General features: G+C 55.5%; 14 protein-coding genes and 2 pseudogenes. 12 read left to right on the top strand and 4 right to left on the bottom strand.

What is annotated here, in order from left to right; genetic code table 11:
- Positions 1 to 157: 157 nt before the first annotated feature.
- Complete coding sequence (locus F0P97_RS13615; RefSeq protein ID WP_182282817.1) at positions 158 to 1,078, top strand: alpha/beta hydrolase; 921 nt, start codon at positions 158 to 160, stop codon at positions 1,076 to 1,078.
- Here F0P97_RS13615 and F0P97_RS13610 read toward each other — a convergent pair.
- Entirely contained in the window at positions 1,048 to 2,154 is a 1,107-nt protein-coding gene (locus F0P97_RS13610) for a site-specific integrase (protein ID WP_182282816.1), read from the bottom strand. The two genes, F0P97_RS13615 and F0P97_RS13610, sit on opposite strands and share 31 nt — an antisense overlap.
- A 391-nt stretch (positions 2,155 to 2,545) precedes the next feature.
- Here F0P97_RS13610 and F0P97_RS13605 point away from each other — a divergent pair, with 391 nt between their 5' ends.
- A complete protein-coding gene (locus tag F0P97_RS13605; RefSeq protein ID WP_182282815.1) occupies positions 2,546 to 3,529 on the top strand; it encodes a DNA-binding protein in 984 nt (327 codons plus the stop codon).
- 235 nt (positions 3,530 to 3,764) lie between these two features.
- A pseudogene (locus F0P97_RS13600) lies at positions 3,765 to 4,138 on the top strand (IS5/IS1182 family transposase); the annotation flags it as partial.
- A 142-nt stretch (positions 4,139 to 4,280) separates the two neighbouring features.
- Here the strand turns inward: F0P97_RS13600 and F0P97_RS13595 are convergent.
- Both F0P97_RS13595 and F0P97_RS13590 read right to left on the bottom strand, forming a co-directional pair.
- On the bottom strand, positions 4,281 to 5,210 hold the full coding sequence (locus F0P97_RS13595; RefSeq protein WP_182282814.1) for a VOC family protein: 930 nt from the start codon (positions 5,208 to 5,210) through the stop codon (positions 4,281 to 4,283).
- On the bottom strand, positions 5,207 to 5,431 hold the full coding sequence (locus F0P97_RS13590; RefSeq protein ID WP_182282813.1) for a hypothetical protein: 225 nt from the start codon (positions 5,429 to 5,431) through the stop codon (positions 5,207 to 5,209). The genes F0P97_RS13595 and F0P97_RS13590 overlap by 4 nt, the downstream gene beginning before the upstream one ends.
- A gap of 112 nt (positions 5,432 to 5,543) precedes the next feature.
- Between F0P97_RS13590 and F0P97_RS13585 the strand changes: the two are divergent.
- Positions 5,544 to 5,711, top strand: a pseudogene (locus F0P97_RS13585) (transposase); the annotation flags it as partial.
- A 535-nt stretch (positions 5,712 to 6,246) separates the two neighbouring features.
- Here F0P97_RS13585 and F0P97_RS13580 read toward each other — a convergent pair.
- A complete protein-coding gene (locus F0P97_RS13580; RefSeq protein WP_232537920.1) occupies positions 6,247 to 6,441 on the bottom strand; it encodes an integrase catalytic domain-containing protein in 195 nt (64 codons plus the stop codon).
- Between the two features lie 683 nt (positions 6,442 to 7,124).
- On the opposite strand from F0P97_RS13580, the gene F0P97_RS13575 reads away from it, so the two are divergent.
- The 8 genes from F0P97_RS13575 to F0P97_RS13540 all read left to right on the top strand — a co-directional run bounded on the left by F0P97_RS13575 (position 7,125) and on the right by F0P97_RS13540 (position 14,960).
- A complete protein-coding gene (locus tag F0P97_RS13575; RefSeq protein WP_003054942.1) occupies positions 7,125 to 8,018 on the top strand; it encodes a ParA family protein in 894 nt (297 codons plus the stop codon).
- Positions 8,019 to 8,033: 15 nt separating this feature from the next.
- Positions 8,034 to 9,722, top strand: coding sequence for a hypothetical protein (locus F0P97_RS13570; protein ID WP_230630075.1), 1,689 nt, complete (start codon positions 8,034 to 8,036; stop codon positions 9,720 to 9,722).
- 16 nt (positions 9,723 to 9,738) lie between these two features.
- Positions 9,739 to 10,362, top strand: a complete 624-nt coding sequence (locus tag F0P97_RS13565; RefSeq protein ID WP_003054944.1) for an STY4526/YPO1902 family pathogenicity island replication protein — start codon at positions 9,739 to 9,741, stop codon at positions 10,360 to 10,362.
- Positions 10,363 to 10,411: 49 nt separating this feature from the next.
- Positions 10,412 to 10,858, top strand: coding sequence for a hypothetical protein (locus F0P97_RS13560; RefSeq protein ID WP_003054945.1), 447 nt, complete (start codon positions 10,412 to 10,414; stop codon positions 10,856 to 10,858).
- Between the two features lie 12 nt (positions 10,859 to 10,870).
- Entirely contained in the window at positions 10,871 to 12,628 is a 1,758-nt protein-coding gene (locus F0P97_RS13555; protein WP_003054947.1) for a hypothetical protein, read from the top strand.
- 161 nt (positions 12,629 to 12,789) lie between these two features.
- Entirely contained in the window at positions 12,790 to 13,242 is a 453-nt protein-coding gene (locus F0P97_RS13550) for a hypothetical protein (RefSeq protein ID WP_003054949.1), read from the top strand.
- 28 nt (positions 13,243 to 13,270) lie between these two features.
- Positions 13,271 to 14,395 (top strand): PFL_4669 family integrating conjugative element protein, encoded by a 1,125-nt coding sequence (locus F0P97_RS13545; RefSeq protein WP_003054951.1) that lies wholly within the window; start codon positions 13,271 to 13,273, stop codon positions 14,393 to 14,395.
- Complete coding sequence (locus F0P97_RS13540; protein ID WP_230630078.1) at positions 14,340 to 14,960, top strand: hypothetical protein; 621 nt, start codon at positions 14,340 to 14,342, stop codon at positions 14,958 to 14,960. Before F0P97_RS13545 ends, F0P97_RS13540 begins: the two co-directional genes overlap by 56 nt.
- Positions 14,961 to 14,979: the final 19 nt, after the last annotated feature.

Below are 14,979 nucleotides of genomic sequence, written 5' to 3'. Positions count from 1 at the left end.
AATGTAATTTAATGTGTCTAAGTGACTGGCGCATAGGTCTAATTGGAGGATGCAGACTCGCAGAACGGGCGCTTACGAGGCTCCAGATAGCTACTTGCGTGGCTTATGCTGTGCGCTGCGAGTGATCGCCGTCCGAAGCCCAAAGCCGCGCAGAAAAATGACTTCCATCTCGACCGTCCTCACGACTGCTTACTACGACCGCCAATACAACGCCCGCGCCAGCGTGCAGGATCCGCTTGCGTATCTGGCGTGCTACACGCAGGAAAGCCAGGCTGCGTTTGCATTGCCTGGCGCAGTTCGCAATCAGCGCTACAGCCCCAGGGCTGCGGATGTTCTGGATATCTATCTGCCCCCAACTCAGGCTGCGAAAGTACAAGCTGCGCCTGTTTTCATCTTCATCCACGGCGGCTACTGGAAGGCCTTGAGCAAGGATGATTCGGCATTCATGGCCCCCGCGCTGACGCGGGAGGGCGCTATCGTCGTAGTGCCTGACTACGATCTGGCCCCTTCCGTCACACTGGAGCATATCGTCGATCAGATGCGCCAGGCCTATGCCTGGGTGGTGCGCAATATCGCCATCTACGGCGGTGATGCCCGCAATATCTGTGTCTGCGGAAGCTCGGCCGGAGGACACCTGGCAGCCATGTTGCTGGCCAAGGGGTGGCTGCAGGACTATGACCTGCCAGCGCAGGCCGTGCCTCGATCGGTATTGACCTTGAGCGGTCTGTTCGACCTGCAGCCGCTGCTGGCAACCCATATCAACGGCTGGATGCAGCTGGATGATGCTGCAGCCATACGCAACAGCCCGCGCTTTCTACTTCCCGATGCGAGTACGCATGCTCAGTGCCAGCTTCGCGTGAGTTGTGGCGAGTTTGAAAGCCATGAATTCAAGCGCCAGTCGCGAGAATACCTGGCTGCGTGGCAGGCGCGTTGTCTGCCGGGGCAATGGGTGGAGGCGCCGGCCACCAACCACTTTGATTTGCCGCTGCAACTGGCCGACCCGCAATCCGCCATTCATCGGACTGCTCTGCAGCTGATGAGGCTTGATCAGTCCTCGTCCAGCATGCGCGCGGCCTGATTGTTGAGTGCCGAGTCGGCACGGAAGTAACCGAGTACTGTGTTCACGCTATGGTGTCCGGTCAATGCCATGGTGTCAGCCAGCGGCAGATTGCGTCTGCCGGCCTCGGTCACAAATCCCGAGCGCAGGGAGTGTGCCGAAAAGTCTCCTTCCACACCGGCCAGTGCACAGCGTTCTTTGACGATGTTGCGTACAGCAGCGGGAGTCAGTGGCTCTGCCACATGGCCTCCTTTGCGGATGCACCTGAAGATAGGACCTTCGATGATCCCGGCTGCGTCCAGCCATGCTCTCAAGGCAATGGCTGCACGGCCGGTAACGGGCTTGTGATTCTCGGGGGCATCGGTGCCGCTCTGGTTGGTCTTGCTATGGCTGAGGGTGTAGATGAATTCCCCATTAGCCATGGTGCGCAGGAAACGCATATCGGCGCCAGCCACTTCGGAGCGGCGACGACCGCCACTGGCCCAGGCAAACAGCAGCAGCGCCCGGTCGCGCAGGCCACGCAAACTGTCGTCGCAGCTTGCCAGCAACTCCTCTAGCACATCGCGCGTCAGCGCCTCTTTTTTCTGCGGCAACTCGCCGCGCCTTGCATAAGCCTTGCGCGTGCGCGACATCAGCTCCTTAACTGCCCCGTCCTGACAGGGATTGGGCATGGCATGCACCTGATGTGCCTTGGACATCACTGCCATGCGATGTACCAGCGTGCTGTGTGAAGGTGCCCCTTTTTTGCCCTTGTAGCCGGCTGCAACCAGGGCTTCATCGATTTCAGGCGGCATTTCATGGATCAAGCCCGCACCGGTCTGCCTCTGGGCATGGTCGATGATGAATTGCAGCACCGTGGAAACCTGCAGCGGCAGTTGAATGGGCTGGCCAAGGCGCAGCAAATGCCAGGCTGCCCAGTAACGCATGGCGCTCTGATAGCTGCTGCGCGTATTGCTGGATTCGCCTTCATGCATGAGCTCCTTGATGGCTTTATGCGCCTTGGGGGCAAGAGCGGACTCCGGCACATCCTGCATCTGCAGGCAGCCGGCATCAAAAGTCACGGGAGTAGGGAAGGGCGAGGGCTTGCTTGAATCCATGGCGCTATTTTCGCCCTGACTTCATCTGCCAACCGCTGTCGATTGGCCTCAGTCAGGAAGTCTGCAGAAGCCGAGCGGCTTCAAGCGGCAAGTTCCAGGAGCGACTAACAAGACCTGGCATGACATGCCGAAGCTGAGGCGCATGAGCGACGCAAGCAGTTGCACCAGCGACACGGCACCGAGCATGTAGGCAAATCAAAGAAATTTCTCTCGCTCAATGGAAAACGCCCTCTATCCACAAATTCAGATGCTGAAAACACGGTAATGTATGTTGTCATCTGTATGAAAATTTAATACGTAATATTTAATACATGAGATGTATTGTGTATTACGCAAATAAAATATAGATCACGATAACAATCACTTATCGTTAGTTATTTGAAGAATAGATATGAATACAAGCAAAACTACGCCCAGAGGTGTTCAGGAGTCCGATGTCTGGGCTGCAGCGGATGCTTTGATTGCACAAGGGCTACGCCCGACCATAGAGCGGGTGCGTCAGCAGATAGGGCGCGGCTCCCCCAATACGGTCAGCCCCATGCTGGAGACCTGGTTTGCAACACTGGGCCGTCGTCTGGGCGTGGCGGGAGAGCAGGACCCGTCTGTGTTGCAATCGGTGCCGGACCCTGTACAGCGTCTTGCGGAAGAGCTTTGGAATACGGCGCAGGAAGAGGCGAAAGCCGCAGCCAGCAAGGCTTTGGATCTTCGCGAACAGGCTTTGAAAGCTGCAGAGCAGGCCTTTGTGGCTCAACAGGAGCAACTCGCGCAGCGCCAGGCCACCATGGAAGCGCAAAAAGATGCGCTCAATCAAGCCCTGCAGGCCGCTCAAAATCACGCCCAAGACTTGGCCCGGCGCCTTGACGAAATGCAGCAGACGCTACAGGAACGCGATCAGCGCCTGGAAGAACTACGTGATGAGCTGAGCAATGCCGTACGCCAGCGTGAGTTGCAGCAGCAAAAGCACAGCGAGGAAATTCAGTCGGCCGCCGCTGAGCGCCAGCGCATGGCCGAGCAGTACGCGGGCAACGAGCGCCATATGCTCAACGAGGTCGATCGTGCGCGGCAGGAACTCACGGCAGCGCGAAAAAGTCTGCAGGACCAGGAGCGCAAGGCGGAGTCTCGCTATCAGGAGCTGCTGACTCGTTTTGAACAATCCGAGCAGGAGATCCTGAATCTGCATGCCCAGTTGCAGACCGCCCAGAACACGGCAGCATTGGCGCAAGAGCGTGCAGCCGATCTCAAGAGCCTGCTGGAGGCACAGCAAAGACTGGCGGCTGCAGCCAATGCAGGGGATCCAAATGTGACCCAACCCCTGGCGCGTCGAAGCAATCTGGCGGCAACCCGGCGCTCCATAAACCGGCGAACCTTGCGCTAACCGGTAGCCGGCGCCTGGGCTGTGTGGGCCACTGTGCATGACTCTGCTGACGCTTGTACTTCCGTAGTCCACGACATAGGCCGCATCCGCGCCTGCCAGCAGGATATCGGGGCCAGGGCTCTTCAAATCGGCATTTGTGGTGCGAGTCTTGATGCCGCCGGCGTTGTTGCATAAACACAGAGCCTGCTCTCTGTAGGCTCGGTGCATGAGCCAGCACACACCCAAGAAACGTTATCGCACTACCAACTGGAAGCAGTACAACTCCTCCCTAAAGGCTCGTGCCCCCCTGACGAGGGCAATTTGCGTGACCAGCAATGAAGTAAGTGATGCTGCAGTCATCGCCGATCTGCTCAAGCAAGTCCCACGCAACGAAGCTATGCTCAATGCGGCTGTCGCCGCATGCCGGCGTTTGGGTCGAAGGATGTGGAAAGTGTGGAGCCATTACCACCGGAAAAGCTTGGTAGAGACCAAATGAACTGCATCAAACGACTGGGCGAGCGGGTGATGTCCAGAACCTTTGAACGGCCAGTCAATGAACTGCACATCCGCGCAGCCATCCTCAATCGGTTCACTGAACTAGGGCGTCCGCAGACAGTGGCCGTGGCATAGCTGCGTCTGGGGTCAGGGGGTAACTCAACCTCAGACGGATTTGAATACGAAGGACTTTCCGCTAAAATGTGCTGCAGGCCCATGCATGCTAAGGCAGCAGTGGTTAAGGCCAAAGGCCGTGGTAGTAAGCCAGCCGGATGGATCAGGCTGTTGTAGTACGGCCAACAGAGCCACCGAGGGAATCGCGACCATGATAGTCAGCGCAGGCCTGGCGGGCGCTGGCAACTCTGGCCCCTTCCATAGGCGGGCGACCAGACAGGCGATGGCGATGGTGGCGCTCATGCCCCCCCAATGTTAAGGCCGCTGGACGAATCCAGGCCAAGTGCTCACCATCAGTCAGTACACCGAGGTACAGGTATTGAATGGAAGGTAGCAGCCAAGATGGACTAGCGTCTCGCCACGACGGGCGCTTGAGGGTGACAAGCCAAGCAACATGTACCAGACTCAGGGTCGCCAATGCGGTACTACCGAACAGGGCCAATTGGGCCGCCGTGGCATGGACCTCTTGCTGGATCTCTGCCAGCAATGCCAGGGCTACGCCGATCTGGCCAAAAAAAGGCGCCACGGAGGGGTTGCGCACATCCTGGATAAACGACCTATTGGCCAGACAGGCCTTGGCGACATGCACTGCGCCCGCCGCCAAGAGGGCTAGGACACCAGCCCCGCGCAACCACGGCATGGAGACCCAGGGTTCTCGCGTTGGCAAGGCATCTCCCATTTGCAGCAACTCGATCGAGATACCACTGGGGTCCTTCACGAATGCCATGTAGCCGTCCCTTGGGGGACGCAGGATGTCCACCCCGCCGTCGGCCAGCCTCTTGCATGTGGCATAAACATCCTCCACTCTAAACGCCAAGTGCCCGAAGGCGTTGCCACCCGTGTAGCTGCTCTGGTCCCAATTGTGAGTTAGTTCGATCTCTGGCTCGCCATCGCTGCTGGCGAGGTAGTACAGGGTGAAACGACCCATCTCGCTCTCCTTGCACCGCAGTAGCTTGAGGCCCATCAAGTCCTGATAGAAGCGCAGCGATGGCTCCGGATTGCCCACCCGGATCATGGCGTGGGCGTATTTCATGCCGTTACCTCCACACCCAGATGGATAAGGTCTGTTAGTTCGGCTGCGAAAAGACCCGCTGCTTTAGCAATCCCGAAGTGCTCGGGTGCGTGGTAGCCCCAGACTGCCCAGTGTGATCGAAATCCGGCCAGGTGTGCATCGAGGGCATTGAGCACGTTATCGTCGAAAAAGCAGATGTCACGACGTGGCACCTGGAAGTGCTTGCCAATAGCGTTCAGCACGGCGACCTTTTCGCGACATTCGCCATAGATCTGGGCATCCGGGTCTCCGAATTAAAGTGGCTAACACCATTGCCTCAGAGGGACCCTCAGAGCGGTTACGTGCGCTACCCTCATGGCTCGACGACCCATAAGCAAAGAACTGTGGCAGCAACTACAACCTCTGATCCCGGCCTTCGTGTCTTCTGCCAAAGGCGGTGCGCGCAAGCTCGCAGTCGGCGATCAAGCCACCCTTAACGGCATCCTGTTCGCACTGCCTACAGGCATTCCTTGGGAAAAGCTTATCAAAATCAATGCTGTAAAACTCTTGTGGCAGGACAAATTTCCTCTTCCCACGCCGATGAGCAACAGAAGCACTGGCTGGTTCGGAGTGGATATTGAAAACTGGTTGCAAATCAGCAAGGTCTACCCGCCAAGCCAATCTCATCTACATGGCGAGCCACATGAGGGCGCTGAAGGCAATCGAAGGCAGGGCAGCGATATCTTCTGCGGGCGCATCTTCGACGCTTCCAAATCCAATGCTCTCGGAGAGACAGGAGCTAACGACATACTGATCGCACCGCCGCAAGAAGTGGTCTTTGAATGGGGCTGCGATCAACGTGGCATTCACGATGCGCCCCGTACGCAGCGACAGCGTTTTCCCTCCCGCTACCGTCGTGAGGAATTTTTAGGCCAGCTTGTGCGTTTCCAGCAGGCGGTGAAAGCGCAAGAGGGTGCTCTTATCTGGTGTGGCAGTGTCCCTCGTCAAACTGGCGAAGTCCCGAAGCCACGACATGTCCTGCCGTATTGACCCAGCAGAACCTGCGCAGGTCAGGCCGCTAATCAGGGCTGTACCGCGTGATGAATTCCTGACGCAGGCCATAGCTTCTGACCAGGGCCGTGAAGCTGCGGCTGGTGAAGACCGGCCCATTGTCCGAGCGCAGTAGGAACGGAGCTGGCACGCGCCCGAGCGTCTCGAACCGTGAGATGCGCTGCACCGTGTTCTTGTTGAACCCCAGCAGGCGCGCCACCATTCGACGGTAACACCTGAGCAGGTTTTCAGTGGGTCAATACACAGCTTCGCCATGCGAGTCGTGGTCCAGCCTTTCGTGCAAACATCCGTGGGCTGGGGCCGCGATGGCATCGTCTCACGCATCAGAAGGCACCCGCTGCAGCAGAGTTTCATGGACTTCCTTGCTCTGGGCCAGCCTGGAGAGGAGCTGTCTACCTGGACACCCACCGATGGCAAGTCAGCGTGTGCCCAGCACTTCGCTTGAATCCTGCTCGAAGAAGAGTGCGCGTGAAGGGTATTGTTTCAAAGTTGCTTGGCATGGTGCTCTGGAGCAGGGCTAAGTCCCTGCAGTCTGCGCCTGCGGGTCCGCTGCCGCTGTCCGACGCGCCAGTATCGAAGGTGACGATCAGCCATTTTCAGTTCATCATTAACTGGGTTTGGTTAGGGGCGCCAGCCAGGAGGGCAGCAAAGGTTTTGACCAGGTTTCTTTTTTGGTATATACGATGTATATTTTCTGACACTTTTTTAAGCTGGAAGTCAAGGCTTTTTGCCTGATATTCAACAAAAGGTTACGAAATAACCATCGATCAAGGGTGGCTTCTGAGGGCCACTGCGGCCTAAGTTTGGGTCGCAACGGCCTACCAATGCGCGAGCGAACTTCAGCTCCCGTTGAATGGATCAACAACCATTCAACGAGGACTTTCAATGTTCATCATCACTGTTCTGGCTTCTAAGGGCGGAGTCGGCAAGACAACTACAGCTGCGAATCTGGGCGGCCTGCTGCACGACATCGGCTTTAGGACGCTGCTGATCGACGGCGATATTCAGCCGTCGCTCTCACGCTATTACCAGCTGCGCTATGCGGCACCTTTTGGGCTCACGCAGTTGGTGCAGTCTGGTGCACTGACCCCGGACTGCATCTCGCATTGCCAACTGCCACCGACTTCCTATCAAGGCAAGCTTGAGAAGGCACCTAAGAGCGAGGGCGGTTGCCTGCATATCGTTCGCTCTGACGCCAAGGACTCGTCTTTGCAGGTCTGGATGGCCAATCGCAATCCAGTGAGCATGCAGTTCAGCTTCAAGAATCCCTTGAAGCACCCTGCAATCGCTAGCGCATATGACGTGGTGATTATTGATACCCAAGGTGCTGTGGGTCATCTGCAAGATGCTGCAGTGGTTGCTGCTGATCTGCTTCTTGTGCCTGCAACGCCAGACATGATCTCTGCTCGCGAGTTCATCGCAAATGTGAAGGCACTCATTGAACGCCACGATAGCGTGTCTAGCATGGGCTTGAAGATGCCTCAGATGAAGGCATTTCTCAATAAAAGCCAGAAGACTAGCGATAGCAAGGAAATGTCCGCAATGATTCGCGAAAGCTTTATTGAGCTGAGCGGAAAAATCACGATGCTGGATACCGATGTTCCCGATGCAACGGCTTGGAAAAAAGCGGCCAGTGCCGGAGTTCCAGTGCATTGGGTTGATCCAGTGAAAGCTTCCAACACGCTTCATTCCCTTCTTTGGGAAATTGTGCCCAGCGTGTCGGAGATGTACGCATCTAACCACCCCCAATATCTCGATCTGAACGCACCCTCCAATTAATTTTAGGAGGAAAGCATGCGTACACCTGAAACCATGACTGCTCGCGAACGGGCAGCCTCGCTAAACCTAACTACGTCCCCTGGAAATAAGCAAGGGACGTCAGCTATGACTGCACCAGATAAACCAAAGCTCACTCCAAATCAAGCACGTCTTGAGGCGGCTAAAGCAGCTCTTCATCGAGACTCTGAAAGATCAACTACCAGTTTTGATCCGATGGATGAGATTGATGGCTCCATCATCGTCTTGGATGTTTTTGATATTGATGAATATTCGCTGAATCCTCGCAAGAAAGCTAATTCCCAGCGGGCGGAAATCAAAGCGAGTATGAAGGTCGATGGCATCACCAACATGTTCTCGGTTACGCGTCGAAACCCCACGGAGAAGTATTTTCCATATGGTGGCGGAAATACTCGTGTGGAGATCGCAAAAGAGCTGGTGAATGAAGGCGTCGAGAAACTGCGGCGCATCCATGTCGTTACTCGAAAGTGGCCTGGCGAGGCTGCTGTCATTGCCGCGCACTTGAGCGAAAACGACAATCGAAGTGATATTTCGTTCTGGGAGCGAGCTCAGGGCGTGATGAATTACAAGCGTGAAATTGAGAAGGAGACTGCTAAATCATTCTCCGCCACCGAACTTAATAAAGCACTTAAAGAGGTTGGATTGAGCTATGGCGTGAGGATGGTTCAAAACTTCATCTTCGCTGTCGAAAATCTCGCGTTGATTGGTAATTGGCTTCAAACGTCTGACGTGAATATAAATATTCGTCCTACCGTTTCAGCACTTCACGAAATGGCATCTAAGTTTGATAAGCGTGATGAGGTCAAAAACTCCATCGAGGAAATCTTCTTGATGCACGCGACCGATCTTGAGGCCATGGAGCAAGCGAACTCCGAGGCCGATCCTGCAAGCCGGACAGAGGTCAAGTTGGATGTTCAATCGCTGCTCACCCAGATCCAGTCTGTATCCTCGAAGCACTTTGGTATTGCCGCCGACCATATCGAGTCAGTCGTCCAGTCCTATCTCCAGGACCCGAAGCTTTCTGTTGAGGACATGCGCTCGATAGAGAGCGAGAACAAGAAGGTGCAACAGCAAGCCAAGCAGGCGCCACTGTCGGGAATGCTTGGCGGCGTGTCGGCGGCTGCATCGCCTAGCAGTAAAAGAGCCACCACAAAGGCCGATCGGCAAGGGGCGGGTGCTGGCCCAGCAGACAAGCTGGCAGCGTTTTCCGCACGGCTATCGCAGAATCTTGTGGATCTGAATGCTGTCGTACCGTTGTCGGACTTCGTGAAGCCAATGCCGGCATTGCCATACGGGTTCTTGGTGGATATTCCAGAACGTATGTCGTATTTGGGCGATCAAAAGCTCTCCGAAGAACTCGAAACTCTGCGTGTGTATCTCTGGCCATTTCTTGCAACGCAAACCGGGCAGTGCAACGCAAACCTACTCTCGAAATGCGACCCAGAAAGCCGCTGGGTAAAGGCTATTCAGGCTGGCGTTGATACGTTCCGTCAGGAGTGCACAGATAGAGCAATTCTGTGCGGGAAGAATGGGCAGCTTTATGTCACTTCTGACCATTATGGGTATCTCTTCGGCAATGCGGCGGTTGCTAGATGCTTGTCTGCACTGATGCAAACACTCGCTGAATTTAATATCGCCGTGCAAGAGGATAGCCGCGAAGCCTATAAACCGTTATTTACGGAATAAACACGTTAGTTAAGCAATGACAGATCATATTGTTCCCGTCGATATTCACACGAATCCGCAGTTAAATTTTCTGCTGCTGACGGAGGTAATTCGTGCTATCGAAACCGAGGTTGGAATAGATCAGTTATTGCAGATGGGTTGCGATGCCGAACTGATTGACCAACTTCGGCATCGCAAGACTCGCGATATTCTGGATATTTCTACTAAGTTAACGAGGGTTAAACTCGTATTTTCTCCTGGCGAACTCCGGCAGCAACTGGAAGGCCTGGACCGACAACGGCAAGACGATGCACTTTGCGAATATTTTGTGCGTAATGGCGCATCGCGTGCACTGATTACCCGGCTTTTTAAGCGCTCCGCAGACGATATTCGTAGGATGCGTGAATTGGTTGGAGGAAGCGTCACCGGTGGTAGGGCCAAATTACCCAAGAAGTTTGATGTTCGGGATCAGATTCATCAAGCTTGGGCCGAAATTACCAGCCAATCGGCGCCTGGGAAATCTCTACGTGATTGGATTTTCGAGCTGCATTCTCGTTTTGCGGAGTACACCATCGACTCGCTTTATTCAACACTCAAAGAGTTTGAAGACGAGGATAGCCTGGCTCTTCCAAGGAGAAATGCTTTCCCGGTCGGAAAATAAATCAGCCGTAGGACGTTCTATTTACAACCATTATCGATATAGCTTGAACATGAAGAACACCAAGAATTTATCCGCCCAGCTGTCGAATAGTGATAGTGAATTTCTGAAGTCCGCACTGTTTCTGGAACTCATCGGCCAAGAGCCCATCACCATCAATCGCGCATTCGTGGATCTCACTGGTAACGTCTTGAGCGCACTCTGGCTTACCTATGCGATGGAGCGGGAACGTCGCAGCGAGTCGGAGGATTTTTTCGAAATCCTTATGTCATCGTCATGCTGCACCAAGGACACCGGCATAACGAGGGCACAGCAGCAAACCTGCCGCAAGACCCTCGTGGACTTGGGCATCCTGCATGAGCAAGCTGGTCAGGGCCGCATCATTACCTATCGGATCTCGAAGCGGCGCTTGCTTGAGCTTTTGCAGCAGCAAGCCATGCCCTTGGCCAGCGCAATGCGCAGTGCAGCGACAACCTCCGTAGCCGCAGCTGCGCACTGATGGAGCTTGTCAGTGCGCGGCTCTCTTTCACTCGCAGCAATTCCAACAGTTCGTTATGAACTGCCGGAGGATGCGCCGATCCACCAGGGTGCCGAGCAAATTTTTCTGCATCTGGACGATCGAGGTTTCGTTCCATTTCATCCGGTGCTGGCTGAAAAATTCGGCCACAAAGCCGCCATCTTCGTGGGCATGGCGCTCTACTGGACGCGCCACAGTCTCCGCAACCATCCCGAGCGCGGTGGCTGGTTCTTTATGTCCTTGCAGCAGTGGAAGTCGGCCATTGGGCTGACCCGCACCGAGCAAGCCAGTGTGCGCGAGCTGCTGATGGGCGAGGGCGTTCTCGAAGAGATGCTCGTTGGGCGTCCTGCGGTGCTGAACTACCGCCTGAACGTACCTGCACTCGCCAAGGCACTGGCCATGCGCGGCAAGGGGCAGAAACTTACGTGGGACTTGGCAAGTAGCTGGTTCAAGGGCTGCAAGGTCTACTACAAGCCCCTGGCTGATGTGGCTGGAAGCATCGCAGGCGGGCTGTACTTGGCCTATCTGCTGCAGCGGCACCGGGAGTGTCTGAAGCTAGGCCAGCTCACCGATGGCGCTATCCCGGTCAGCCAGGATGAAATCTCAACAGCGCTTGTGCTCGGTCCGAAGGTCCAGCGCAATGCTCGGGAGCGGCTGAAGAAGGCTGGATTCATTAACGAGGTCGGCATCGGCGGAGCGTTGGTCCGCATTAACTTCGACGCCATTCTGCTGTGCCTGCGTGGGCAAAGCATCAAGCCTTTGCCTCGCAAGGCTGACGCGGACAAGGCTACTCCTGCGGCGTCAACGAAGGCTGCACCGTCAAATAGCGCTCCAGCCACGAACCAGACGCTGGACCTGTCCGGCCTTTCATTCGCGTTCTCGCAAGCGACGCTTGGACTGTCCGCGACCCCTCCTGCTCCCCGCCCGCGCGATCTCTTGCTGTCTTTTTTGAACGACGATCTGGTGCCTCACAAACCTGTCGAAATCCGACAAGCTGGAGCTACTTCTTCGATCAGTGAGCAGCCCGCCAAGTCGGAGCAAATCTCCAATGCCAGCAAGGAGTTAGCGAAGAGCTTTAGCGATAAGGGTAGCGAGGGTGGAGCGAAGGAATCGTTTGCCGTTTCCTGCAAACAAGAGCCTGACTCTTTGGACGAAACCTGCAGGCTTGATCTGCCGTTTCCCGCAATCAATATTCAAAGGACTTCTATTCAATCCACTACTACTTCGCCGGTGAACACCAGCAGCACGGCTGACGTTCAGGCAGGTGAGGGTGGTAAGTCTTCGAGTTCGGACAAGCTGAACGCCGGACTTGCCTCTGGCCTCATCTTCCCCACCTGGATTGAGAAGTCACTGCACGCGTCCCTCTCCAAGGTGCTGGCCAAGTTTCCCCTTGAGCAACAACAGCAAGCGTTGGACGAGATGGAAGGTGCGAACCGGCGATTTCATAAAGTGAAGTCGCCAGTGGCCTGGCTAAACAGTGTGGTGAAGAAATATAGAGACGGCGAATGCATCTGGGCGTATGCCCCCGTCATCGCTGCAGAGCGCATTGAGTTAGCCAAACAGGCCGATGCTCAACAGGCCCAGAAAGAAGCATCGCTGAAAGCTTTTCACGAAGGATCGGCCAACGCCGTCGCCAATCCAGTGCGAGTGGCGGTCGAAGGCAATGGGCCTTTGGGCAAAGAAGCGGCGCGTGCCAAGTTGCTTGCTCTTCGCAATGAGCGGGCAGCGAAGGTCGGAATGGCGAAGAAATGAGCTGACTTCCGAATAACCCGAGATGGGCCATATGGCACTCAGTGCCAAGTAGCTCGAAATGAACCACACGGCACTTAGTGCCATGTGGCTCGAAATGAACCACGCGGCACTTAGTGCCATGTAGCTCGAAATGAGCCACAGCAATTTTCAAGAGAAGCAATATGAGCTATCAGAAATCAGGGAACGATCTATTTATTCAGCTCGTTCAGCAATTCAGAAGCTACACGGATGCTGCGGTTCTTTGGGTCTTACTCAAAGAGCGGGGGGATATTGGAGAGATCGCCATTACGTCTGGGTCGATCACTGAAGTCGAACTGTGCCGAACCATTCCATTACCCACCGTAAAACGAACTCTCCAGCGGTTGCAAGAGACCGGATTTATTAATGTCCGCGTGCAGAAGAACACGAAAACGCTGGTGACCGTGAATCGCGATGCGGTACTCGATTTGCTAAGACAGCCCATTGCCGAGCGGCTGCCATCAGTTAGTAAGAAGCACTTTCCATTTATCGACGGTTGGAATGAAGACATCGCTAAAGAAGCTGCGCAAGTGGCAATAGAGAACGCCAGTGCCGACGAGGGCGGGAAGTCGGGAGAAGTCCCGGACGCTGGATAGACGAAGTATTTAATTAAAGGAGAAGACCTTGGCTACTGATCGAATCAAAACAGACCCCGGCTTTCAGCCAGTAATGCTGGCCGGTGTATTGGGTGCAGGTGCACCAGGCATTAAATTCGCCACCGACCCGAATTCGCCATTTCGTGACGGCTACTCAATTGCTGGTGAAGAAGCTGCTTTGGCGGCATTCATCCAGGCTGGCGCGTCTGAAGACGATCCTTTGTTTGATCGCTATGTAGAGCTGGAAGATCGCAAAGAGCAATTCCAGAAGATGCAAGCGGAGCGACGCGATCGTCGTGGTGCGGACGCGGTGGTGACGAACTCCGAAGCACAAGGCATTGATGATCTCGGGCCGCTGACGAACGAAGGCGTGGACCAGATGACGATTCACACCATCGAGGCCCACCGACTTTTTCAGGGGCGATCTGGGGAGCCTGAAAAGCGCTTGAACGCGATCATTGGCGGCAAGCGTGTTGCTTCCTCTCTGCGGAACCTTTGGGTACTGACGAGCCGTGACAACCCATATGCAGATTGGGCACTGGTACGCCATGAGTACGGCATCTCGCAAGTTCAAGAGTCGTTGCGCACCCAAATCGCTAAAGCCGAGGAGCTGCTGGAGAGCCAGCGCAAGCGCGGCCTGAGCCTGAGCATCGTTCAGTCCGCTCGCCCTATGACCCTGAACCTCGGATTCCGCAGCCCTTACGGCTATGCGATCTCCATGTTGATCGTGGACTACGACTACTTTGTTCGTATCCAGAAAACGCTGCAGCGCAAGAACTTGCTGAGTGATGAGCAGGCGCGTGCTGTGCTGAGCGCAATGAGCCGCGCCATCCTTGGCGTGTTCTATGGCACTGCCCGATTCGACAAATGGCTTGGCCGTCCAGAGATTCGTGAGCTGAGCCGTTCTGACTGGTTCAGTGCAGACCCGGAAGCTGCGAAGCGCATTCAGTTTGTGGTGAGCACGTTTGGTGCAGTGCCAGCCCAGATTTACAAGGCCGAAGTGAAGCCTTCGCATTCGCGCCGGCTCATCAACATCAGCGAAGCCGAACGTGCGTTGCTGCAGCAAGTTGGCGACCAATTGCAGCAGGCGCAAGAGCATGGCTCCGATGCATCCGCTTCTACTGGCCCAGAAGCTACAGCCACCGCTGATTAAGACCGCGCGCAGTCGTTTGGAACTGATATTGAAAGGGATTGGTGTGAAAAGGGATCTGGAAATAAAAGGGGCTTCGCAGCACACCGGTCGTGGCCGAGTCGTCAACAACGTGCTGTGGGGTCGTCAAGCCCTGGCGGATCAGGACTGTCAAGATCGAGCTGACGTAAAGGCCCTTACGGGTAGGGGCACCCTGTCCAGATTGCGCCAGAAACTTGACGGCATCGACGCAATCCTGAAACAGATGCGCGATTTGTCCGAGAAGTCGAAATCTGTTCCAGGACTGAGCTTCTATCTGGTCGTGCACCAGAAAAGCACAACGGGCTATGTCTTTCTGCGCTGGCGCCAACGCATGGGCTCTAACCGCCATTTGAGCTTTGAAGAGGTGGAGGAGCTTGCGTCAGGCCTGCCCAGTGAACTCCGTCAATGGTGCATGGCAGCGTCCCAACGCGCTGTGGCCTTGAATGAGGAGCACCAGCAGACGCGTGGCGATATCAAGCGTATTCGCGTGAGCGTGGACAAGGCTCCTGTCTTTCTTTATCCACGCTCCCCGATTTCGACCCTCTAAGTCCGTGCCTGGGCTGACC

The organism is Comamonas testosteroni (genome assembly GCF_014076415.1).
GTDB lineage: Bacteria > Pseudomonadota > Gammaproteobacteria > Burkholderiales > Burkholderiaceae_C > Comamonas > Comamonas testosteroni_F.
This window is presented reverse-complemented; position numbering and strand designations above follow the sequence as displayed.

What these genes read in the sequence shown, in the direction of transcription:
- F0P97_RS13615 (WP_182282817.1), top strand. Translation starts at nt 158, where the DNA reads ATGACTTCCATCTCGACCGTCCTCACGACTGCTTACTACGACCGCCAA.
- F0P97_RS13610 (WP_182282816.1), bottom strand. Translation starts at nt 2,154, where the DNA reads ATGGATTCAAGCAAGCCCTCGCCCTTCCCTACTCCCGTGACTTTTGAT.
- F0P97_RS13605 (WP_182282815.1), top strand. Translation starts at nt 2,546, where the DNA reads ATGAATACAAGCAAAACTACGCCCAGAGGTGTTCAGGAGTCCGATGTC.
- F0P97_RS13595 (WP_182282814.1), bottom strand. Translation starts at nt 5,210, where the DNA reads ATGAAATACGCCCACGCCATGATCCGGGTGGGCAATCCGGAGCCATCG.
- F0P97_RS13580 (WP_232537920.1), bottom strand. Translation starts at nt 6,441, where the DNA reads ATGGTGGCGCGCCTGCTGGGGTTCAACAAGAACACGGTGCAGCGCATC.
- F0P97_RS13575 (WP_003054942.1), top strand. Translation starts at nt 7,125, where the DNA reads ATGTTCATCATCACTGTTCTGGCTTCTAAGGGCGGAGTCGGCAAGACA.
- F0P97_RS13570 (WP_230630075.1), top strand. Translation starts at nt 8,034, where the DNA reads ATGCGTACACCTGAAACCATGACTGCTCGCGAACGGGCAGCCTCGCTA.
- F0P97_RS13565 (WP_003054944.1), top strand. Translation starts at nt 9,739, where the DNA reads ATGACAGATCATATTGTTCCCGTCGATATTCACACGAATCCGCAGTTA.
- F0P97_RS13560 (WP_003054945.1), top strand. Translation starts at nt 10,412, where the DNA reads ATGAAGAACACCAAGAATTTATCCGCCCAGCTGTCGAATAGTGATAGT.
- F0P97_RS13550 (WP_003054949.1), top strand. Translation starts at nt 12,790, where the DNA reads ATGAGCTATCAGAAATCAGGGAACGATCTATTTATTCAGCTCGTTCAG.
- F0P97_RS13540 (WP_230630078.1), top strand. Translation starts at nt 14,340, where the DNA reads ATGGCTCCGATGCATCCGCTTCTACTGGCCCAGAAGCTACAGCCACCG.